Raw genomic sequence first — 22431 nt, forward strand, 5'->3', positions numbered from 1 at the left:
TTAAGAACAACAAAAACAAGAGCTATGAATTATAAAATATTCAAAATAGCTGGTCTGGCGATGGCAGCCACACTATGCTTCAGCAGCTGTACCAAAAACTTTGAAGACATCAACAAAAATCCATACGGCTCCACTGATGAGGAGTTAGCGGCTGATTTCGCCCTGGTACCTGCCCTACTGCAACAGGCACAACGCAGTATTTACCTGTATCAGCCGGCGCCTACCTTCCAGTTGCAACAAAATCTCCTGAGCGATATTTACAGTGGTTATATGATGTCTCCTACTCCGTTTGGCGGCAACATCAACAACATCACATACAGCTTCGTGGATGGCTGGATCAACACTACTTTCAGCACCGGCTATACCAATGTAATGAACCCCTGCTATAAAGTAGCCGGTTTTACAAAAGGTAAAGTACCCGATAGCTACGCCATGTCGCTGATCGTGAAGGTGGAAGCCATGCACCGTACCTCCGATATCTTTGGCCCCATCATCTACAGCAAATACAATACACCCAGCGGTGATGGTTCTGTTGAGTACGACAGTCAGAAGGATGTTTATTATACCTTCTTTGAAGAACTGAAAACAGCGATCGATATTCTAACGCCGCTGGCCGATAAACCGTCTACAGAGCTGTTTAAAAAATCAGATCTCGTATACGGTGGTAATTACAAACAATGGTTACAGTTTGCCAATACCCTCCGCTTAAGACTCGCACTGCGTATCGTAAACGTAGATGCTGCAAAAGCCAAGCTGGAAGGTGAAGCCGCACTCGCCAATGCCGGCGGACTGCTGCAAACTTACAAAGATAACTTCACGGTGGATATCGGAAGCACCACGCATCCGCTGAACACCATCTGCGGCTCCTGGGGCGATATTTTAATGGGCGCACCCATTGGTACTTATCTCGGTGGTTACAACGATCCACGCCTGCCCCTGTACTTCAAGAAAGCAGTGGACCCTGCTGTAAAAGACAGGTACATCGGTATCCGCAATGGTATTAACATTGACGGTAAAGCACGTTACGCCGACTATTCGAAACTGGTAGACCTGCCTGGTAAACTGCAACTGGTAACAGCTGCCGAAGCCTGGTTCCTGAAAGCAGAAGCCGCCATCCGCGGATGGGCAGGCGCCGGTAATGCACAAACCAACTACGAAACAGGTATCCAGACATCCTTTAATCAATATTCATTAGGCAGCGCCAGCACTTACTACAACAATGCCACTTCCCTGCCTGCTGAATACATTGATCCCAAGGCCATGACTGCCGGACAAAATGATATTAAGAAGGGTTCACAGTACCTGAGCACTGTTACCATCAAATGGGAAGAAGGCGTTACACTCGACAGGAAGCTGGAACGAATCATTACCCAGAAATGGATCGCTAACTTTCCTGAAGGACAGGAAGCATGGAGTGAGTTCCGCCGCACCGGTTATCCTAAACTGTTCCCTGTTGTTGTGAATAACAGCGGTGGAAAAGTAAGTACAACTGATTTCGTTCGCAGGGCGCCATTCCCAAGTAACGAGTACTCTACCAACGGTGCTGCTGTTGCGAAAGCCGTGAGTACCCTGAGCGAACCAAAAGACGTAGGTGGTACCCATCTGTGGTGGGATCCGAAAAAATAATTACCAGACATTCTTATTTTGAATCGCGTGCATAAAAAAGGCCGGTCCTGTTGAGGACCGGCAGCGAATTTTGTCTTGGCTCAGGATTACGCTGATTTTACTGATTACCTGTATTTTTACTTTTGGATTTATAAAGGATTAAGGGAGATAGAAGCGGGTATATTCGCTTTTATCTCCCTTAATTATTATTAAAAAAATCAAAGAAATCAAAAAAAATCCCAAAGTAAAAATCCAGCTAATCAGTAAAATCAGCGTAATCCTGAGCCAAGACAAAATCCGCTCTTTTACCTTTGAAAGAACTCGTGGAAAAACAACAGCTGGTATTTCACTGCGTTAGCCCAGTATTTCCAGTTGTGTTCTCCCGGGCGCTCCGTATAATCGTGGTCGATACCCGCCAGTAATAATTTTTTATGAAGATCCCGGTTTACATCGATGAAGAAGTCTTTCACTCCGCAATCGATGATGATGGACAATGCGCCGGATTTGAGGCTATCTACCTGCTTGAGGACCGTATAGTCGTACCAGTTAGCGCCATCTGTTCCGGGTTCACCCAGGCGTTTTTTCAGATCCCAGTTTTTTGGGAAGGGGCGGAAATCCACGCCGCCGCTCATGCTGCCGGCGGCTCCAAATACATCCTGGTGGCGGATGGCAAGAAACATAGCACCATGGCCGCCCATGCTTAAACCGGCGATGGCCCTGTGAGCGGGTTCGGGTAAGGTTTGGTAATGCTGGTCAATGTATTGTGGAATTTCCTTCGACACATAGGTTTCAAAACGCATGGAGCTGTCTACGGGGCTGTCGAAATACCAGCTGGTTACCGCGCCATCGGGGCATACGATCATGCACTGATAGGTGTCTGCCAGTTCTTTGATAATGGGTACGTTGGTTACCCAGTTAGCGAAGTTGCCACCGGCGCCGTGCAGCAGGTATACCACCGGGTAGCGCTGCGTACCATTTTTATAGGTATTGGGGGTGATGACCACGCATTTGTAGGCGCGCTGCATTTTGCTGCTGTGAATAGAAACGGTATCTACATCCGCGGCCCTGGCTGTTTGCGCCAGGCATATCAATAATAAAAATCGGGCTATTACTTTCATAACTCGGGCTTTTAAAAGAATCTAAAAAAATATAGCGGCTACCATACCAGGATGATAGCCGCCACAAAATATAAAATAGCTTGTTTATTTTGTATTTGCTTTCTTCATGGGGTTATCGCCGGTTGAAGCGCCACGAATGCCGCCCGATGATTTAAACAACTCAAACCTGGAGGGTGCGGCCTCCCGCGGCCAGCTGTTGTTGCTTTCATCGATATCGGCTGTTTCACGTATTGGGTCGAGCTTCACGGCTACTACCTCTTTATCTTTTGCAAACACCTTTGTAACGGTGTTTTCATCTTTGCGCCAGATGTAGGCAGAGATCCGGTCGGTTTCTTTGGTGCCATCTGCAAACGTCCACTCAATGATGAGCGGCATCACCAGCCCTCCCTTATTAGAGAATGTCAGCTGATAAAAGTTCTTCTTACTGTCGTACAAGGCTTTTTCTTCTTTGCTCAGGCCGTTATAGAACTGCGTGTAAGCCGCTTTATCTTCCTGGCTTACCTCGAAGCGGTTCCATTTGCTGTAGAAGTCCTGCAGGCTGGTATCCTGGTCCACCGTGTATTTTACGCCGGCCGCCTTATTTCTCTGCCTCGCTACGTGATCCATGTTTTTATCGTAAGCTGCCTGCGCTGTTTTAGCTGTTTCTTCCGGGTTTTTACCATCCATGCGATACCATTTGAGGCTGTCGATAGAGATATCTACCGGTTCCGTTCCGAAGAACCATCCGCGCCAGAACCAATCCAGGTCTACTGCAGAGGCATCTTCCATGGTACGGAAGAAATCGGCCGGTGTGGGATGTTTGAAGGCCCAGCGGCGTGCGTATTCACGAAATGCAAAATCAAACAGGTCGCGGCCCATGATGGTTTCGCGGAGAATATTCAATCCTGTAGCCGGTTTTGCATAGGCATTAGGTCCAAACTGCACGATGTTCTCGGAGTTTGTCATGATGGGCTCCAGCTGATCTTTCGGCATCTTCATATAATCCACGATCTTATGAGCGGGCCCGCGGGAAGAAGGGAAGTTGCTGTCCCACTCCTGTTCCGCCATAAACTGGCAGAAGGTATTGAGGCCTTCATCCATCCAGGTCCACTGCCTTTCATCGGAGTTCACGATCATGGGAAAGAAGTTGTGCCCCACTTCATGCGTGATCACGCCAATCATCCCGTTCTTTGTTGACTCACTGTAGGTACCGTCTTTATCGGCGCGGCCATAGTTAAAACAGATCATTGGATATTCCATGCCGTTGGCCGCTTCTACGGAAATAGCCACCGGGTAAGGATACGGAATAGTATGTTTGGAGTAGGACTGAAGGGTATGCGCCACTACTTTCGAAGAATAACGGCGGTAGAGCGGGTAGGCTTCCGGTCCGTAGTACGACATGGCCATTACTTTGTTGCCTTCCACGTTGGTCGCCAGGGCGTCCCATACGATGCGACGGGAAGATACCCAGGCGAAGTCGCGCACATTCTGCGCTTCATATACCCAGGTGTTTGTTTTGCCCGCGTGGCCCTGCATGGCTTTCTTTGCGTCGTCGAGGCTCACCACTTCAACAGGCTCTTTGCTGTTCTGCGCCTGTTGCCAGCGCTGGTATTGGGCCGGTGTGAGTACTTCTTTATAGTTCTGGCATTCACCGGTGGCGCCCACTACGTGATCTGCAGGAACGGTCATGCGTACACGAAAGTTACCAAAGGTGAGGGCAAATTCTCCCCTGCCGGTAAACTGCTTGTTCTGCCAGCCCTGGAAGTCGGAATATACTGCCAGTCGCGGATACCACTGGGAAATAGTGTACAGGTAATTTTTATCTTCCTGGAAATATTCATACCCTCCGCGGCCCCCGATGGTCATGCGATCGGAAATATTATACCACCAGGATACTTTAAACCGGTACTTCTCACCGGGCATCAATGGCTTTGGCAGGTCGATGCGGAGCATGGTCTGGTTGATGGTATAAGGTAGTGCTTTGCCATCAGCATCCGTGAGCTTTACAATCTTTACGCCCAGGTCTTTCCCGGAAGGCAGAATGCTGTTCAACGTAGCCAGCGTCATTTTATCAGACATACGGCTTTCATTGAACTGCTGGTTATCGCTTTTGCTGTCGTGTTCATTCTCGTCGAGCTGTAGCCACAGGTAGGTGAGCGGATCGGGAGAATTGTTAAAGTAGGTGATGGTTTCTGCGCCGGTGAGTTTCTGCTGCTCATCATCCAGTTGCGCCTCGATGTCGTAATCCGCTCTTTGCTGCCAGTATTTAGGGCCGGGAGCGCCGGAAGCCGAGCGGTACATGTTGGGTGTTTGCAGCATTGTTCCCAGCTGCTCAAAACGGTTGCCATGGTTGGATCCCGGGTTACTTTGCGCCTGCAGCAACAAAACGCTGCAACACAATACCCCCGCGAGGTAAAGTTGTTTTCTCATAAACAGTATTATATAAACAGTGCTCTTACGCTTTGAATGATCATTAAAAATGCGACGCCAAAGGTGGCAGAAGAAAGGAACATGTTCCAATCCCGGCGTTTTACGCCTCCAAAATTCACGATCGCAGAGGAAATGAGCAGTATGCACATCACAATGATGATCTGCCCGAATTCCAGTCCTAAATTGAATCCCAGCAGTGGCTTTACAATATCTGCCTGGCTTCCCAGCAAACTTTTCAGATAATTGGAAAATCCCAGTCCGTGAATTAAACCAAAAAATAAGGCGTAAAAATAGTTCAGCTGCAGCTTTTGCGGCTCATCGTCTTTCCGGATAATGTTAGAAACAGCTGTTACACAAATAGTGACCGGTATCAGGAACTCAATAAGCGCCGCAGGTATACGGATAATATGTAACACACTCAAAGCCAGCGTAATAGAATGACCGATGGTAAATGCGGTCACCAATACCAGTACTTTCCTCCAGTCACGCAGCAGGTAAATGGCACTCAACGCTATTACAAAAAGAATATGGTCATACGCATCCCAGTTTATAATATGTTGCCACCCCAGCTGAAAATACAACTCATCCATTGTTCCCTTTTCTATAATTTTGGTAATTATAAAAAGTAAAAGTTAATTTTTTTTAAAATCTTAGTCCAGTGGGTTTATTATTATGTAAATGGTGGATGACTTTGTGGCTCACAGCCCTGCACCCCTTCTATGCAAGCGTGACAGAGATTTCGCACGACGCCGGTAAAAAGGAACTGCAGGTAAGCTGCCGCATTTTTACAGATGACCTGGAAAATACCCTTAAAGCTCAGTATAAAATTCCTCTGGATATCACCCACCCTGCCAACAGGAAACAGGTGGAAGGTTATATTTCCGCCTATCTTTCCCAGCATCTCATGATCACACTCGACGGTAAAACTGTTCCCCTGCACTTCATTGGCTATAAAATAGAAGAAGATGCAGTGTGGAGCTTCCTGGAAGCGGAAAATGTGCCCGCACCAAAACAGGTACAGGTAAAGAATAACCTGTTGTATGAACGCCATGTTACGCAAACAAACATGGTGCATGTGCTGGTGGGCGGAGAGCGGAAAAGTGTGAAGCTGGATAACCCGAAAGAGGTGGCGGTGATGGGGTTTTAGGCCATAAAAACAGATTTCGAAAATTTCAATAAACTAAATTAAATTTCATTTATTGAAATTTAATTCTTACCTTCGAGAGGTAAACTCTTGTTATGGTGATCGTTTCGAGACGACTTATATGTTTTTGATATAGGTGGAAATAAATTCAGACTAATAGCAAGGATTTTCTCTCGTGTCCGAACCGTATATATAAGATTTATAGGTACTCACAAAGAATATGATAAAGTAAAACCTGATTCGCTTTAATAACAGGCCCACCTGCACATGGGGTGATGTGTGCACGCAGTAAAAACGATAATATGAAAAAGTTACCCAACCCTTCCTTTTCTACTGAAAAAGAGTATGCTGCCGCAATGCAACGTATTCACCTATTAATGAAAAAAGGTGAATCCAATTTAAGTGCTAATGAATTAAAAGAACTTCAACAACTTTCCATCGCTGCTGAGCATTATGAAGATACACGTTATCCAATCCCTAAGCCAACTACATTGGCTGGCATGATAGCATTAAAAATGTTTGAAATGAAACTCAAACAAAAAGAGATGGCAAGTATGTTGGATATAGGAGAAGCCAAATTTTCACAGATATTAAATGGCAAACGAGATCCGGATGTGGATTTTCTGAAGAAAATTTATCACAAGCTCAAAATTGATGCAGAGTTTATTATGCAGCATGTTTAACTCCTGTTATCCAAAAACTTCACCGGCTTCCGGCTGTTCTCCGGAAACTGCATCCGCATAATATCCTGCTGACTGGTATACCGTACCTGTGGAATTACGCGCAGCTTTGCCTGCAGATAAGATTTTATTTTGCGGTCCATTTCCTCTGATTCTTCCCGCGGCCACAGGTGCAGTAGTATTTCATCCGTACCAAGTTCATTGGAATACACTTCCACCACAAATTCTTTCACATCTTCCATATCATTGAGCAAATCAAACAGCGCAGGTGGATACAACGTAGTACCCTTATATTTGATCATCTGTTTTTTACGGCCTATTACGGGAGATAACCGGAGCGTATGTCTGCCGCAGGAACAGGCTTCATAATGATACTGGCAGATGTCGCCGGTTTTATAACGCAGCAGGGGCATGCCTTCCACGCCCAGGGTGGTAATAGTTACTTCGCCTTCTTCACCCGGGGCAACAGGCTGATTGTTTTCATCCAGCAACTCAACATAGAGCAGTTCGGGATGGTGATGACCGCCCTGCCCGGCTTTACATTCAGTAAAAGCAGTTTGCATTTCAGTGGATGCGTAGGTGGAATAGAGCTGGATATTCCATTGCTCCGTAATCTTCTTGCCCAGTACATTCAGCGAAAAATCCGTATTACGGATATTCTCCCCAATGCAAACAGCTTTCTTTACAGACGTCTGATTGATATCTATATGATGCTCTTGGGCATAAGCAATCAGCTTTACAATAAAAGAAGGAACACCTACAATAGTGGTAGGCTGTATCCGCTGAATGTTTTCCCACTGCATGCTTGGTACACCAGGCCCCACACGCAGCACGCCCGCTCCCAGTTTACGGATGCCATTGTAATAAGCCATACCTGCCATAAACTGGCGGTCCAGCGTAAGCATGAGCTGATAGATGTCGCTATCGGTGCCATCTGCACAACAGAAAGAAATATATTCATTATAACTTAAACGCTGCAGGTCCTTTTCCGTTAAGGCAATAATCACCGGGCGTCCTAAAGTGCCTGATGTAGTGGTGTATTCGGCTATTTTACTTTTATCTACACAAAGAAATTCCCAGTTGTGTTCCTGGAGATCTTCCTTTGTTACGGGCGGGATCTGTGAAAATGCTTCCAGCGATTGAACCTGGTCTGCAACGATGCCGTGTTTTTTAAACCATGCTTTATAGAATGGTGAAAATTCACGCAGGTAACCTAGCAGGCGCATTACTTCCTTTTCCTGGTAGGCCCTGATGGCTGCTTTCGACTGTAGTTCAATATCCGGTATATACATCTGCTATAAATTTATCCTTCTAAAATCACCATTGCAACAGCGGCACTTTTTTCATGGGATAAGGATACCCATATTTTCCTGATGCCTGATGATGCATATCTGTCAGCACCATTTCCTATTAAAAATAATTCCGGTTTCCCAACTTCATTATTACGGATCTCTATTTCATCGAAGTTAACACCGCCGTTTCCCCAGCCGGTACCCAACGCTTTGAGCAGGGCTTCTTTCGCAGCAAAACGAGCGGCATAGCTTTCTGCCGGCATCGCCTGGTTTTCACAATAGCTGATTTCAAAAGGGGTAAATACCAGGTTCCGGAATCCATCTCCCTTCGCCAGCTTGGCCGCGATACGCGGTACTTCTACGATATCTGTTCCGATGCCAATGATCATAGTGGTTAGCTTTTTAGTTTAGCATTGCACAGTGCCAGTTGTTTGCGGATGTGATCTTCCTCTCCTTTGGTAGCAATTACTTTTGTTAACGCTGTTTCGTAATAACCTTTCGCCTTTGCATATGCTTTCTGCTGATACTCATAATCGCCGGCCAGCACATAAGTATGATAGTAGGCCGGGTTGGAAGCGATCAATGCTTGTATATCCACTGCCTTTCCTTCTTTCAGCTGGTCTCTCAGCCTGCGGTAGGTTTCAAAGGCAAGATAATCTTTTGACAGCAGGAAACTATCAGCCGCAATGCTCTGCGCGCTGTCATATACTTCATGGTCGGTAGTAAGACCATGCATGCTGAAAATTTTATTCAGATCGTAAGCCACAAACTGTCCCAGCTGGTAAGGAGCTGTAGATACCCATACCATCCCCTTCTTAGGTTCAAATACGATTGAGTGATGTGCAATCAGCTGGTTAATAGCTTTCTCATTCCCCATCCCGATATCGGCATTGTGTAAACCACCGCGGTCGCGCAGGATATCCACCGTTTTCTGAACAGTATTGGGTCCTTTCTCTTTCATCAGCTCTGTCAACCTTTCGTAGCGGTATTCAGAGGCGCTTTCCTTTATCTGCAATTTGTTAGAGGCCAGGCTGCCCAGTGAATCGCCCTGGAAGTGATTGGTACAGGTAATAAAATTTTTACCGGAGCTGTACATATCCATGCCCTCAGGCGTTTTTTCAATGAGCACCGCTTTATTATCTTCCGCAGAACCTACGAGGAAGGATTCTGAAACAAACATCTTACGCTTCCGCGCAATCTCCCATGCTTCCTGGATGTTCTTCGCATATTGCAGTATTTCCCGCGCTACCAGCGATACCGGCGTAGCAGCAGCTGTAGGTACGCTGGTTTTGGCTGCATTGATCGTTACGGTAAGTCCCTTGTCGTTCATGCCGGAAACCACGCCGGTAAAGCCGCCCCAGGTGACAAACATAAAGTTGTGTCCCTTTTCAGGACGGTAGAATACCACCATCTTCTCTTCTGCAAAGGCATCACCCATGTAAAAATCGAAATTGCGGCCGATGATCAGGTTACTGTCGGCCGATTGATCATTCCAGGTGCCGAACGACGTACAACCCACCAGCATCATGCCTTGCAGGGCATGTCCAATGTCGTGCGCTGCATGATAGTTCATCAGCCGGGCATAGTTGGTCCCGATATAATCGTAGTTGGGTGAAGCTGAAAAAGACTCTCCGTAAATTTCTTCCTTAAACTCTTCCGGCACATGATCTGCCAGGTCGCGGTTAAACCAGCCGATAAAATATTTCAGGAAATGCAGGTAAAAAGTGGACGGCACCATTTTACTGAACTGTGCCACAAATACGTCTTCCTGGCGCCGGATCAACTCCCCGGAGAGCTTACCGTTGATCACGCCTCTTTCAAAAGGAGCGCCTTCCACATACATCTCGTATAAACCACTGTTGCTTTTACGGAACCAGTTGTTACCCAGTGTGTAGGCGGTGCTGTCCAGTTGGGTACGTTGCAGCTGCAATGCACGCTGGTCGGCTATTACCGGCGGCGGCATTTTACTTACCGATACCAGGTAAATGGCCAGCCCGATAAAAAGCAATACAAAAAAGCCGATGATGTATAGTAGTATGCGCCCAAATCGTCTCCAGCCGCTGCGTTTCTTATTTTTCACTTCAAGTATATATTGACTGATTAATTTCATTTACCAAAAAATCCATTCCCAGCAACTCTGCCGAGGTGATCACACTACTGATAGTTACCCCTAAAATTCCATGCAAGTTCAGGTTTTGACCGGTAAGATACAAATTGGATAGTTTGGTGCGGGCCGAAACCATTGTCCGTAGCGGATCTGCACTATCTTTTGTTATGCCGTACATACTGCCGTCGCTGGTACCGATGTAATCACGATAAGATAACGGCGTAGCCACATAGGAAGTATAAATACAATTACGGAAGCCGGGAAACTGCTTTTCCACGCAATCGATCAGCAGGTTGGCTTTTCTTTCTTTAAAAGCTTCATAGTCCGCGCCCCTGCTGCCGGTTTGCAACACTGTATTAAAAGTATGCTGCCATTGCTTTACTTCGTCGTACCGCATGTAGGTCATGATGGATAAACTATCGGCCCAGGTTTCATGCCGCGAGCTGGCCGACACATACATCGCATAGGTTTGCGGCCAATCTTCTTCTTTATAGTCAATTCCTGCCCAGGCGTTGCCCGTGGCATGGTAGTAATGATTGTAGTTAAGGTATTTAAAGGTACCTGGTTTCAATGCCACGTTCAATACAAAAGCCCCTATAGAGTTCTCTAACCCCTGCATACGGCTGCGGTAAGCGCCGCGCAATACATCGCTGTGGGTAATCGCCATGGTTTGCGCCGGATGCAGGTTGGAAATATAATGCGTGGCCTGTACCGTTCTCCCATCCTGCAATACAATATGATTTACCTTATCACCTTCGCCGTGGATAGCGGTAACCGCCATATTGCGGATTACCTCTCCGCCGTTCTCCCGGATCTGTTGGCACAATAGCTTTCCTATTTGGGAGCCGCCATCCACACACTTCCAGGAGCTTTTCATATAACTGTTTAACACCAACGCGTGTACGTAAAATGGTGTCTTCTCCGCTACACCAGCATACAAAAGATTGTTACCAGCCAATACCTGCTGCAGCTTTTCATTGCTGGTAATACTGCGCAAATACTCAGCGGTATTCAGCTGTAACACCGACCGCTTCTCTTCATAATCGCCGGTACGGAGATTATACAGCGGGAACTTACTGCAGACTTCCGTGATTTTATTGCAATAAGCACGCAATGCGTTTTCTTCCCCAGGGAAATCTTCCAGCAACGTGCGGATAAAATTTTCTTCTCCCTGCGCTATCCGGTATACTTTATCATCACCGGCAAAACTGATATGGTCAAAACCATCCATATCCATACGTTTCAGCCGGAGCTTATCATAAATGCCGAGGTATTTAAATACTTTGTAGAGATTTTCACCGGGCGCCAGTCCGCCAATATAGTGCACCCCCGAGTCAAAAATAACCTTATCGCGTGACCATGTTTGCAGGCATCCACCCGTTTGCCTATTTTTTTCGTATATGCATACACGATACCCATGCCGGCTGAGGATAGCTCCACATACCAGTCCGCCAAGGCCGCTGCCTATAATGATCACATCATAGTGGTGCATAATCCTCCCGGGGAAGTTTTTTTATCACAAATATTACGTTAGAGGTATACCGCGTATTGTCTATTTCCTCCGCCACCGCGCCGTATTTGTGAACAAGACTACGGACATGTGCAGCTGAGAAAAACGACAATGGCTGGTCTTTCGTTTTATTAAACCCAATTACTTTTGTAGACATAAACTCCGTGAACTTCGTCCGCTCGTGCCTTTTGGCCATATCGCTGTCGCCATCACGGATTACAATCACGCCATCCGGCGTAAGGCGCGCTATACACTGCTGCAGCAGCATTTCCTGCTCACCGGCAGGCAGGTAGTGCAATACATCACTCAGTATAAAGGCGTCGTATGCTGCAAAAGGAGTAGCCGAAATATCTCCATGAATAAATTGCAGCTGTTCCGGCTTATTATAACAGTAAGCGGCAGTGGCAATCTTATCTTCGTCATAGTCAATACCTGTGATGGTTCTGCCCGGTGCGGTCCAGGTAAGCATGTAATCCATGAATCCATATCCGCAGCCAATATCCAGTATACGTCCTTCTTTGGGCAGCAACTCATGGAACAGCTGGTAATTGTTTTCCATCGCCGTTTTCACGCGCATATACCATTCCAGCACCGGCCCTTTGTAGATGTAATTATACTTCAGCTGCTCCCGGAAATACTTTGGCACTTCCGTTTCTGCGCGCAATAGCTCGTATTGTTGTTTAAAATACCGGCTGATAGATTTCGTACGTGCGCTGTAGTTATCTCCCCACGACTTATCCTCCTGCCTGATACGCGGCAGGTATTTTACCGATACCGTTCCATCTTTCAACAGGAAATCTCCTTTACTCATCGTATAGGCGGTACCGTGAATCACCATTGGTAAAATATCCAATCCCAGTTGCTCTGCAATATAAAAGGCGCCTTTATGAAAACGCTTAATAGCCGGATCGGGAGAACGGGTGCCTTCCGGGTACACCACAATGGAATAGCCCGCCTTCACTCTGTCTCTCAGCCTGTCAATAGCTCCTTCTGCGCCATCCGCTACGGGGTAGTAATCCGCCAGGCGAACCACTGACCCAAATACCGGCGACCGCCATACCCATTGATTGGTAAGCAATATCACCTTCGGGTGCAGCATAGTGGATACCAATATATCGAGGAAAGACTGATGATTACTGATAATCACCGCCGGTTTCTCCAGTTGTTCATTGGAAGGATTGATGATGCGCTTCTTCACATTGCGCATAATATACAATACGCTGTGCGTATAAGCAGAAAGTATACGGTGATACAACACCTTGCCCTTTTCTTTATTGAACGGATTCCAGCGGATCAGTACCGTACCAATGGCGGTAAGGATAAAACTGCCCATGGCAAAATAAGTAAAGGAAAACACAGACAGCGTCCATCCTTTGAAAGTCCATGGTGCAAAGCCCTTCCGTACACGGCCGGTGATCAGCCAGTTAAACAGGAAAGGGATCATTACCTGCGAAATCAGTACTACAGTGCTAATACCGATAATAGAAATCAGCGCAATAGATTTAAGCGAAGGATGTTGTGCAAAGATCAGCACACCCAGCCCAAGAATAGTGGTGATGGCCGACAGGAAGATGGATGATTTAAAAGAAGAAAGGGTTTTCTTTCCGGTCCTGTACTCCTGCAACAGCCCATCCATCATAAAGATGCTGTAATCGTCTCCCAAACCAAAAATAAAAGTAGAAAGGATAATATTTACAATATTGAACTTAATCCCGAAAAGCCCCATGATACCTAATATCCATACCCAGCTGATGGCCATCGGGATAAAGGTGATGAGCGCCAGTTCAATGCGGCCATACGATAACAACAACGCAAAAAATACCAGCAGGGAAGTCATCCACGCAATGCTGTTAAATTCATCTTTCACTACTTCCACCAGGCGGTTAGCGGCGTATTGTTTGTCCAGCACTGTCGTATTCGGGATATTTTCCAACGCATCGTATACTGCCTGTTTGTGCGCCGGATCTACTTTCAGCAATGTTACTACGGAGGTAGTGCCGTTCTTCTCTATGATAAAGTCTCCCATGTTGCCGCTGCGCAGTACCTTCAAAGCATCCGGATCAAGTGGTTTGAAATCATTGTTTATCAGCTGATCGAACGGATCAAAAGCTGCCTTGCTAAAGCCCAGCACACTTCCCTCACTACGGAGATATTCCAGCAATTGTTGTTTCCTGTCTGCCGTCCAGTATTTGTTCCAGCGGTCAATGCGCGCCTGTTGTTCTTTATTGGATAACAGTAACGCCTGTACGCCGGCGTACTTTTTTACGACACCCTTCTGCTGCAACCGTTCAATGACCGGCAACAGCTTTTCGCCGCTTTCAAGCGCCCCTTCCAGGTCCCGGCCATCCGATACTACATATACCGACTGCGCTACATAGGAATTCACACTGTTGAGCTGTGCTTCTGCTGCTTTTAATTGCGGCGTCATGTAATTCATACGCATCATATCGCTTTCAAAGGATACGTTGCGCGCGGTATAGAAAAATACGATGGTCAGCAGGAAAATAGCGCCTACCAGGTATTTATTTTTCTCCGGCCGGTATGCCGATAATTTGTCGAGCCAGTTATCATGATGCGCGGCTACCTGCACCGGTTGTTGCCCCATCACAATCCAGTGGGGCAGGAAAATCAGCGAAAACAATGCAGCGCCCACCAGGCTGAGTGCGGCAAACAGCCCCACATCTTTCAGCATGGGGGAATGCACGAACTGCAAACACAGGAACCCGCCGATAGTAGTGAAGCTACCGAGCGTCATAGGGGTAGCCAGGTCGCTGATTACTTCACGGATATCCTGCGAATGGCGGTAGTGATTAAATACATGCAGCGAATAATTCACCGCAATACCGAGTACTACAGCGCCCGCACCCATGGCCATTACAGAGATATGCCCTTTAATAACGTATATCCATGCCAGTGAAAACAGTCCGCCGAAAATAACCGGCAGCATGACCAGCACCGGCGCTCTTTTCTTTTTAAAAAACAGGGCGATCAGTACTATCAATAGTACTACGGTAATGCCTTGTGTTAAAAAAGTATCCTGTCTTAGCTGCGTGGCATTGCCCACAGATACAGCGGTTCCCCCGAAGTAAGAAGCGGCGATACCGGGGTATTGCCGATCAAGACTATCTTTTATTTTATCCAGTCCTTTCAGGAACTGTGCATTGATTTTTGTGGCGCCCGGCGGATTTGCCGGGGTGATAAGGATCATCAGGTGTTTATGATCTCTGGTGATGATGTAGTTGTCGTACAGTTCAAACTGGTCATCATACTGCAGGTGTTGCAGTTTCTTTACGCCTATCCAGGAGATGCCTACGGGATCGGCCTGGATCATCTTTTTTAACACCAGTCCTGTTGGTGATATCAGCGTATTATAATCATATTGTAACGATTGCTGCAGTTGCCCGGGTAACAACAAACTATCAATCTTCGCGTAATCATTTTTTTCCAGGAAGATGGGCAGGTGTTGTTGTATCACCTGCATCAATCCCATTATCATGGCGTCGTCTGTTTGCGACTGGATCTGCCTGATATAGGGCGATAGCTGCGCGCCCGCCCTGGCAGACAGTTCTGCGGCATAAGCCGTTAGGCTGTCGGGCCGGGCTTCCTGTATAGTATCTTTTTGGGAGATGGTAACAATCAGCTTGTCTGCAAATCTGGAATCCTGGAACACCTGTTGCAGTTTATCCAGTTTCTTATCCTGCGGTAAAATTTTGGTAATATCTTCTTCCAGCTTTATTTGTGCAGCAAAATATCCAACCAGCAAAAAACTGGCGATGGTGCAACACCACAGCCACGCTTTACGCCGCTCAAAAAAATTATAGATCGCTACAAAAAGATTACCCATTTCTTCGTTCTTTTCTAAAAATTGTCAGTATTGCCCAACTCACTATCCAGGCCAGCAATCCACCCAATACTGCCAGTGTAATACTGCCAAATACATATTGTAACAGGTTATCCCTGATGGTGTCGAAGTTAATACCATTGGAAAATACCAGGTCTTTGGCAGTTTGCCCCATCCATATCCGGCCGGCCAGGAAGCTGGCAAAGATCACAAACGGCGTTAGCGGCGGCGTGCTAATATGCGCAAAAAGCAGTACCAACGCCTTATTCAACCTGAATTTTATAGACAACAGGATAGATACCAGCAGCTGGAATCCCCAGATAGGTATGATCCCCATAAAAATACCAAAGCCAATGGAAGCCGCTTTCCTGATATTGGATTCGTCAGACTTCAGCACTTCTTCTTTCCACATCTTTTTCCAGTTTTCTTTTTTTAAAAGAAAACGGATCAGGTCGCGGGGCTTGATATATAAAAAGGTAACGAACACCAGTATGGTATTCAATACAGTAATACGCGAAACGTCCCTTACCGGTCTGAAATGTGATACCCGCTCTTCCGGTGGCGGGTAATATACACGCACAGGTGTCCAGTCCACCTTGATACCTTTCCACGCACTACGCACCAACACCTCTATCTCAAATTCGTATTTGGTGCAGAAGTAATGCATTCTCCCCATGCGCTGCAGGGGATACAGGCGGTAGCCGGATTGTGTATCAGGGCCTTTTAATCCGGTAGTTACGTGAAACCAGAAGTTAGATACTTTATTGGCAGAAGTACTTTTGCCCGGCATATTCTCCTGGTGCAGGTTCCGGGCGCCTATGATCAGCGCCCCGGGATGTTCTTCAATCTGCTGCAACATGGTGGGCAGGTCGGTCGCAAAATGCTGCCCGTCGGCATCCATGGTGATTACATAGTCGTAGCCCTGCTCCAGCGCATAGGAAAATCCGCGGCGAAGCGCCACTCCTTTACCACGGTTGGGGCTATACGAAACTATTTGCAGGGAAGGGAACTTTTCCAGCACCGCAGCTGTTTCATCTGTAGCGCCGTCGTTTACCACAATCACATGACTGGTATAGGTAAGCGCATCAGACAATACAGCGCCCAGGGTACCAGCGTTGTTATACGTAGGAATGAGCACCGCGGCGCGGTGACGTTCAAAATGTTCGTTATGTGTAGGCTGACTGGTCACTTAATTGAATATACCCTGGAACTTCATAAATATTTTATCGTCGCGCTTCAGCGTAGCATTCACTTTCCACCCTCCTTCATCTTCTTTGTAGGTAAGTGAAACATCCACCAGTGGCTGTTTCACCGGGTCTATCATATGCAGGAATTTCATCTGGCTGGCCTTTTTCAGCATCACCTTTTTATCCAGCGCGCTTTCCAGCATTTCCGTAATGGTCTGCATCATGCATACACCAGGCACTACAGGCTGTTCCGGGAAATGACCCTGGAATATAGGATGTGCCGCATTCAATTCGATGGTGGCAGTCACCTGCCCTGGTTCCCGGGATTGCGCTGTAATGGTATAAAAATTTCCTGCTAACATTGAACTTATGTGATTATATAATTAAGGTGACGTTTTACTTTTCTACTTTCTGCAATGAAATATTGAATTTGAAATGCTCATGACGAATATTGATCGTATCCGGCACGCCATTGTTATAATGCTGCATCCATACGGTGACAACCGGTTTGCGGCGCGACGACTTTTCTATCCGTACCAGTTCACTACAAGCCGTGTCCGTGATATAATAGTTATTACCTTTTTCGGTAGGTACCACTGTATAACGGTAACGGTTATCCGAAGCCGTATGTGCCGCCAGCAGATCGGGCCGCAGCAGTACTAATGCAAAGTCCTGCTGCAAGGTTCTCACCACCGCCTTCTTGTCCATTTTGGCCATCAGGTAGTGTTTGGTAAAATTTCCCTGCTTGTCAAATTCAAAATCAAAGAACTTAAATCCCATCTCATTGGCAAATACCACGCGGATACTGCTATCCGGCATCTGCTTAAAAAACAGGAGTCCGCTCAGGTGATGCTTCAGGATATCCACCTGTGTGCTGTACAGCGTGGAGGTGAACTGCGGGCTGAACTGCCTGATACAAGTCACATCGCCGTTTACAGGCTGTAACCCTTTGTACACCGACCGGCAACCTGCCATCAGCAACACGATGCCCAACAAGCTACTTAGCAGAAAATACCGCATCCGGGATATTTGTGTTCAATTGTTTATGTAAAAAACTAATGGTGGTATCATCACCTGATGATTCTGCCATTGTAATCTTTGATACAGAATAGTCCTGTTTATCTACCAGCAACACAATCGTTTGGAAATATGTTTTCATCACCTTGTTTACCGGCGTAAGCTCCAGGCGGTAATACTGCGCATTTTCAGCGGCTTTGGTAGAAAAATCGGCGTTATCCAGTACAGTTCCTCTTACACAATCCACCGTAATTTTATTGATCTGCTCAAACAGCTTATTATTCTTTCCCGATACTTTATTCTCTTTCTGTGCATCTTTGATACGGATATCTTTCCCGTTAATCACCAGCAGATAATAAGAAGGCTGGAGGTATTCCATTCTTACTTTATTATCTTTCTTAAACCAGAATTTCCCTTTAGACACAATTTTATCAGACAACATGCTCAGGTTCTTTTCCTGTACAAAATCGCACTGAATACTTTGTGTGCTCTGAGCCGCTTTTGCAAACTGCTGTTTCAGCGGCGCCATATCCGCTACCGGTTTAAACCCGGACTGCGCCTGCATTTGCAGGCTTACCACACATCCAATTAATAATAACAGCCATTTACACATATGCTCGAACATTTAACATTTTATCAATTCTCTCCAGGCGGTATCCCTTTTCACGGATGCCCCGGATCAGCTGAGGCAGTATATCGGCGGTTATTTTACAGGTATCATGCAACAAAATAACTGCTCCCGGTTTCAGCTGCTGCATGATCCGGTGCAACAAAGCCGTTTCATCTTTTGCTACTGTATCCAGTGAGCGTATGTTCCAGCCTACCGGCAGATAATTCCCTGCCTTTACTGCCCTTGCCAGGTTAGGATTGGTTACGCCGTAAGGCGGCCGGAACAACCGTGGATGCAAGCCTGTAGCATTTACCGTAAGCGCATCCATTTCCTGCATATCCTTCAGCATGTTACCAGACAACTTCATATCAAACCAGAAGTGATGTGAATAAGTATGATTGCCTATTACATGTCCCTCTTCGTATATCCGTTTCAGTAAGTACTCATTCCCCCTGATATTTTTCCCGATACAAAAAAAAGCGGCAGGTACCTGTTCCCGATGCAGGATATCCAGTATCTGCGGCGTATATGCCTCCTGTGGCCCATCATCAAAAGACAGTGCCACTACCTTTTCCGTAGTACTGGCCTCACAGAACGCCTTTAAAAAAAAACCCGATTCAATATTCATCGCCCCGTAAACAGTTACCGGGAGAAAAATAAGCACCGGCAAACTATACCACCAGAAAGAAATACCATACGCCATTACTTTATCCAGGAATAAAAGTACCAGGAGCGTGATAACAGCAATGATATTTACAATCCTGTTGTTTAGCATGCAGTGAGTAATACCAGTGAATGATGTGTTCCCTGGTGATGATTATAGATTAATACTTTTTTTATCTTCTCCGGCGTCCTGCCAAAAAACACTGCTGCTTCCGGCACTTCCTGCTGCGCTATAATGGCATTCGCCATCCAAACGCCAAATGCCGCTGCTGTAGGGTATTCCCCGCAGAGGTGTTTAAAGCTGGCTTCCGCATGATCAGGAAATAAGGCATCGGCTACTTCTTCATAAATTTCATCCTGGTCAATATCTCCATTCCTGCCGGTAACGATCAGATCGATATCTGCAGGCGTGCAATTATTATCTTCCAGGAATTTCATGATGTGCCCGATCACTTCTCCTTCCCAGAGCGGCTTGTATAAGGTGCTTACACCGGATAATTCGGCTACAGCGCCGGGTTGTTTGGCAATACCCAATGTAAAAAAGGCGGCGCCTTCTCCGGCAATAGTGCCCCTGGAAGGACTATTCAGCAGTTCCATCGTTTTTACCGGCGTCTTTTTATAGAGTCCGAAACGCGACAGCAACTGGTGACTGTGATTCGTAATTTCATCCACGCCACCGGCGAGAATATGTTGTGCCGAACCTTCTTTCAATATCATGATAGCGTCCAGCAGGGCGTTTTCAAAAGAAAAGCCGCGATGAACGAAGGTGTTGTTATATCCGTTGCAACCCAGTAGCAGCGCAATCTGGCCGGCTACGGTGTTGTGGGTGCTTTGTATAAATGCAGTAGGCGTCAGCATTTCCTCCAGCTGGTTCACCATTTTAGTGAGGAATACGCCGGTGTCGTCCAGGCAGCCATAAGCAGTACCGGTAATGATAGCATCCGGGGCGGTAACACCGGCTGCTTCCAGGCTTAAATTCGCTGCCCCTACTCCCATTTTCACCACGCGGCTCATCCTGCGGATCTGTTTCACATCAATCCACTGTTTGTAGTCCGGGTCCACTGCGGCCAGGCGTACCTGCTCATATTCCCTTGGAGCGGCCAGCAAAGGGCCTCCCTGTGCAGTTTCCTGCGGAGAAATACAACCGGTGCCATTTATATAGATCTGCATAATTTATAGCTGTTAACTGGCCCTTGAAAATACGAGGCTGGAACAATTGCCGCCAAAACCGAATGAGTTGGACATTACATGTTGCAGATCATGACCTGCAGAAAAGGCGGTAACGGGTGCAAACGGTAACTCCTTCATCTGGTGTTCGAAACGTGCATTCGGGTAAATAATTCCTTCCTTTACTGCGAGCGCCGAAAATACAGCTTCTATGCCGCCGCTGGCGCCCAGCGTATGACCTGTAAAGGATTTGGTAGAACTCATTGCCGGGAAATACGGTGCAAAGAGCCGGTTTATAGCGATTCCTTCCGATACATCGTTGTTCTGTGTACCAGTACCGTGTAAATTAATATAACCAATTTGTTGTGGCTGCAATCCGCTCATATCCAGCGCACCTTTCATGGCCAGGTAGTTACCGGTGCCATCCGGCGAAGAAGCCGTTTGGTGAAAGGCATCGTTGGCGTTGGCGAAGCCGCTGAAGCGGCACCAGGGCTGCAAACGGGCAGCCAGGCTGTCGGACACCAGTACCACATAACCCGCGCCTTCGCCGAGGTTAAGCCCCGTACGGGTATCATCGAAAGGCCGGCAGGGCTGCTGATCCAGGATCATGAGGGTATTGAACCCGTTGAGGGTAAAGCGGGTCAGCGCATCTGTACCACCGGCAATTACTACATCCACAATGTTGTTGCGGATCAGCCGGGAGCCATACATCAGTGCGTTGGCGCCGGAAGAACAGGCGGTGCTGATGGTAGAAATATGATGACGCACCCCAAGGCTGTCGGCCACCAGTTCTGTGATGCTCCCGCACTCGTGGTGAAGCAGGTTCTGCAACCGGCCACCACGGGGATCAGACAGGTACTCCGCGAAAAAATCCTCGGTTTTATCCATCCCACCCACGGTATTACCTGAAACAAACCCTACCCGGTATTGGGAAATATCTCCCAAACCGCTGGATTGCCATGCCTCACGGGCGGCAATCATGCTCAGCAGGGCCGTACGGCTGATATTTTCCGGCATCCGTGCTATATCGGCAAGGGTGGCGTTATCGGCCTTTACTTCCGCTACCGGAAAAGTACTGCGGTGAACAGAAGACAGGTGCTGCATGGCTTCCATACCGGGCTTCATGTCCCGGAATGATTGTATACAGGCAGGTACGTCCAGCCCGATACCGCAGATCACACCACCACCTGCTATCCACACCTTTTCACTCATGCCTTTACGGTTTGATTTTCGGTAATATACACCGCCATCGTGCGCACCGAGTGGAAGATCTTCGGTCCTTCTTCAGGATTGGCAATGCGGATATTGTAGTGCTGTTGCAGCAATACAATCAATTCCAGCGCATCGATAGAATCGAGCCCAAGCCCCTCCTTTGTAAACAACGGCTGATCGTTGCCAATGCTGTCCGGTGCTACTTCCTGCAAGTTCAATTGTTCTATGATCTGCGCTTTCAGATCCGCCATCAACTTTTCCACTGTAGTTTGATTAAAGTTATTAACTGTTTTTTTGTTGATACAACGCTGACAAAGCCGCCTCCGTTAACGGGATGGCATTGTTTCGCTGTTTATTTTCCACGAGGAATAATATTGCCTCGTATGCTTGTTCCATTACTTCCACCCACCCGCAAATACAGGCCTGCAAAGGTGTTTCTGCCAGCAGCTGTGCCGGATAGGTACTCATTAAAGCCGTATCAAAAATATCTGATACAAAAAAAGTATTCTCTCCTTTAAAACCATGCCGGATAGAAATCTCTCCCATCACGATATTGGGCAGGGTATACACAAACAGCGCCGGACTGGCAAAGTCCTTTACAGTAGCGTAATACCGCAAATCCGTATCCAGACTGCTGCTCCGGTTGGACAATACCATGCCCGTTTGCTCCGGTGACAACGAATGGATGCCGGTATCTTTCAGCAATACTTCCGCTGCCAGCCAGCCCAGCTTGCTGAGGGCATCCATTTTATGGAATTTAGGATATTGACCGGAAAAACGGTCATATCCCGCCCGCAGAAATTCAGGTAATTCCAGCGCGGAATCCGCTTCCCACAACAAAGAGCCATTTAAATAAACCCTGTTTTGCC

The 22431-nt window shown here is 47.0% G+C and carries 20 protein-coding genes and 1 pseudogene; 4 read left to right on the plus strand and 17 right to left on the minus strand.

Annotated features, from left to right (window positions below; translation table 11 throughout):
• Positions 1 to 24 precede the first annotated feature (24 nt).
• On the plus strand, positions 25 to 1626 hold the full coding sequence (locus tag ACLHR0_RS13890) for a SusD/RagB family nutrient-binding outer membrane lipoprotein (RefSeq protein ID WP_370912328.1): 1602 nt from the start codon (positions 25 to 27) through the stop codon (positions 1624 to 1626).
• Positions 1627 to 1910: 284 nt separating this feature from the next.
• Here the strand turns inward: ACLHR0_RS13890 and ACLHR0_RS13895 are convergent, their stop codons facing one another.
• The 3 genes from ACLHR0_RS13895 to ACLHR0_RS13905 form a co-directional block, all read right to left on the minus strand.
• On the minus strand, positions 1911 to 2723 hold the full coding sequence (locus ACLHR0_RS13895) for an alpha/beta hydrolase (RefSeq protein ID WP_436487323.1): 813 nt from the start codon (positions 2721 to 2723) through the stop codon (positions 1911 to 1913).
• A gap of 84 nt (positions 2724 to 2807) precedes the next feature.
• On the minus strand, positions 2808 to 5132 hold the full coding sequence (locus ACLHR0_RS13900) for a M1 family metallopeptidase (protein WP_436487325.1): 2325 nt from the start codon (positions 5130 to 5132) through the stop codon (positions 2808 to 2810).
• An 8-nt stretch (positions 5133 to 5140) separates the two neighbouring features.
• Positions 5141 to 5722: a HupE/UreJ family protein gene (locus ACLHR0_RS13905; RefSeq protein WP_429050962.1), complete on the minus strand. Its 582-nt coding sequence runs from the start codon at positions 5720 to 5722 to the stop codon at positions 5141 to 5143.
• 68 nt (positions 5723 to 5790) lie between these two features.
• Between ACLHR0_RS13905 and ACLHR0_RS13910 the strand changes: the two genes are divergently transcribed.
• The 3 genes and pseudogenes from ACLHR0_RS13910 to ACLHR0_RS13920 all read left to right on the plus strand — a co-directional run bounded on the left by ACLHR0_RS13910 (position 5791) and on the right by ACLHR0_RS13920 (position 6959).
• Positions 5791 to 6279 carry a DUF6702 family protein gene (locus ACLHR0_RS13910; protein WP_436487327.1) on the plus strand — a complete coding sequence of 163 codons (489 nt, stop codon included), beginning with the start codon at positions 5791 to 5793 and terminating at the stop codon, positions 6277 to 6279.
• A 117-nt stretch (positions 6280 to 6396) separates the two neighbouring features.
• A pseudogene (locus ACLHR0_RS13915) lies at positions 6397 to 6525 on the plus strand (type II toxin-antitoxin system HigB family toxin); the annotation flags it as partial.
• 53 nt (positions 6526 to 6578) lie between these two features.
• The gene (locus tag ACLHR0_RS13920; protein ID WP_370912321.1) at positions 6579 to 6959 is read left to right on the plus strand and encodes a helix-turn-helix domain-containing protein; all 381 of its coding nucleotides are present in this window, start codon (positions 6579 to 6581) and stop codon (positions 6957 to 6959) included.
• On the opposite strand, the gene ACLHR0_RS13925 is transcribed toward ACLHR0_RS13920, so the two are convergent.
• The 14 genes from ACLHR0_RS13925 to ACLHR0_RS13990 are packed head-to-tail and all read right to left on the minus strand — an operon-like array spanning position 6956 to position 22399.
• Entirely contained in the window at positions 6956 to 8248 is a 1293-nt protein-coding gene (locus ACLHR0_RS13925; RefSeq protein WP_429063035.1) for a phenylacetate--CoA ligase family protein, read from the minus strand. The genes ACLHR0_RS13920 and ACLHR0_RS13925 overlap by 4 nt on opposite strands.
• Before the next feature lie 11 nt (positions 8249 to 8259).
• Positions 8260 to 8637, minus strand: coding sequence for a holo-ACP synthase (locus tag ACLHR0_RS13930; protein WP_370912319.1), 378 nt, complete (start codon positions 8635 to 8637; stop codon positions 8260 to 8262).
• Between the two features lie 5 nt (positions 8638 to 8642).
• Positions 8643 to 10328, minus strand: a complete 1686-nt coding sequence (locus ACLHR0_RS13935) for a C45 family autoproteolytic acyltransferase/hydolase (protein WP_436487328.1) — start codon at positions 10326 to 10328, stop codon at positions 8643 to 8645.
• A 1-nt stretch (position 10329) separates the two neighbouring features.
• Positions 10330 to 11847 (minus strand): phytoene desaturase family protein, encoded by a 1518-nt coding sequence (locus ACLHR0_RS13940; RefSeq protein ID WP_436487330.1) that lies wholly within the window; start codon positions 11845 to 11847, stop codon positions 10330 to 10332.
• On the minus strand, positions 11834 to 15709 hold the full coding sequence (locus ACLHR0_RS13945) for a 1-acyl-sn-glycerol-3-phosphate acyltransferase (protein WP_436487332.1): 3876 nt from the start codon (positions 15707 to 15709) through the stop codon (positions 11834 to 11836). Before ACLHR0_RS13945 ends, ACLHR0_RS13940 begins: the two co-directional genes overlap by 14 nt.
• Positions 15702 to 16895 carry a DUF2062 domain-containing protein gene (locus tag ACLHR0_RS13950; RefSeq protein WP_436487334.1) on the minus strand — a complete coding sequence of 398 codons (1194 nt, stop codon included), beginning with the start codon at positions 16893 to 16895 and terminating at the stop codon, positions 15702 to 15704. The genes ACLHR0_RS13945 and ACLHR0_RS13950 overlap by 8 nt, the downstream gene beginning before the upstream one ends.
• Positions 16896 to 17255 (minus strand): 3-hydroxyacyl-ACP dehydratase, encoded by a 360-nt coding sequence (locus ACLHR0_RS13955; protein ID WP_436487336.1) that lies wholly within the window; start codon positions 17253 to 17255, stop codon positions 16896 to 16898.
• 34 nt (positions 17256 to 17289) lie between these two features.
• Positions 17290 to 17913 (minus strand): hypothetical protein, encoded by a 624-nt coding sequence (locus ACLHR0_RS13960; protein WP_436487338.1) that lies wholly within the window; start codon positions 17911 to 17913, stop codon positions 17290 to 17292.
• Positions 17891 to 18523, minus strand: a complete 633-nt coding sequence (locus ACLHR0_RS13965; protein ID WP_429050982.1) for an outer membrane lipoprotein carrier protein LolA — start codon at positions 18521 to 18523, stop codon at positions 17891 to 17893. The genes ACLHR0_RS13960 and ACLHR0_RS13965 overlap by 23 nt, the downstream gene beginning before the upstream one ends.
• Positions 18516 to 19295 carry a polysaccharide deacetylase family protein gene (locus ACLHR0_RS13970; protein ID WP_436487340.1) on the minus strand — a complete coding sequence of 260 codons (780 nt, stop codon included), beginning with the start codon at positions 19293 to 19295 and terminating at the stop codon, positions 18516 to 18518. The genes ACLHR0_RS13965 and ACLHR0_RS13970 overlap by 8 nt, the downstream gene beginning before the upstream one ends.
• Positions 19289 to 20353 carry a beta-ketoacyl synthase N-terminal-like domain-containing protein gene (locus tag ACLHR0_RS13975; protein ID WP_436487342.1) on the minus strand — a complete coding sequence of 355 codons (1065 nt, stop codon included), beginning with the start codon at positions 20351 to 20353 and terminating at the stop codon, positions 19289 to 19291. The genes ACLHR0_RS13970 and ACLHR0_RS13975 overlap by 7 nt, the downstream gene beginning before the upstream one ends.
• A 12-nt stretch (positions 20354 to 20365) precedes the next feature.
• On the minus strand, positions 20366 to 21562 hold the full coding sequence (locus ACLHR0_RS13980) for a beta-ketoacyl-[acyl-carrier-protein] synthase family protein (protein ID WP_429050986.1): 1197 nt from the start codon (positions 21560 to 21562) through the stop codon (positions 20366 to 20368).
• A complete protein-coding gene (locus ACLHR0_RS13985; RefSeq protein ID WP_079470532.1) occupies positions 21559 to 21825 on the minus strand; it encodes a phosphopantetheine-binding protein in 267 nt (88 codons plus the stop codon). Before ACLHR0_RS13985 ends, ACLHR0_RS13980 begins: the two co-directional genes overlap by 4 nt.
• Positions 21826 to 21844: 19 nt before the next feature.
• Positions 21845 to 22399 carry a beta-ketoacyl synthase N-terminal-like domain-containing protein gene (locus ACLHR0_RS13990; RefSeq protein ID WP_436487345.1) on the minus strand — a complete coding sequence of 185 codons (555 nt, stop codon included), beginning with the start codon at positions 22397 to 22399 and terminating at the stop codon, positions 21845 to 21847.
• Positions 22400 to 22431: the final 32 nt, after the last annotated feature.

The sequence above is a fragment of the Chitinophaga sp. ARDCPP14 genome, assembly GCF_051362515.1.
Taxonomy (GTDB): domain Bacteria; phylum Bacteroidota; class Bacteroidia; order Chitinophagales; family Chitinophagaceae; genus Chitinophaga.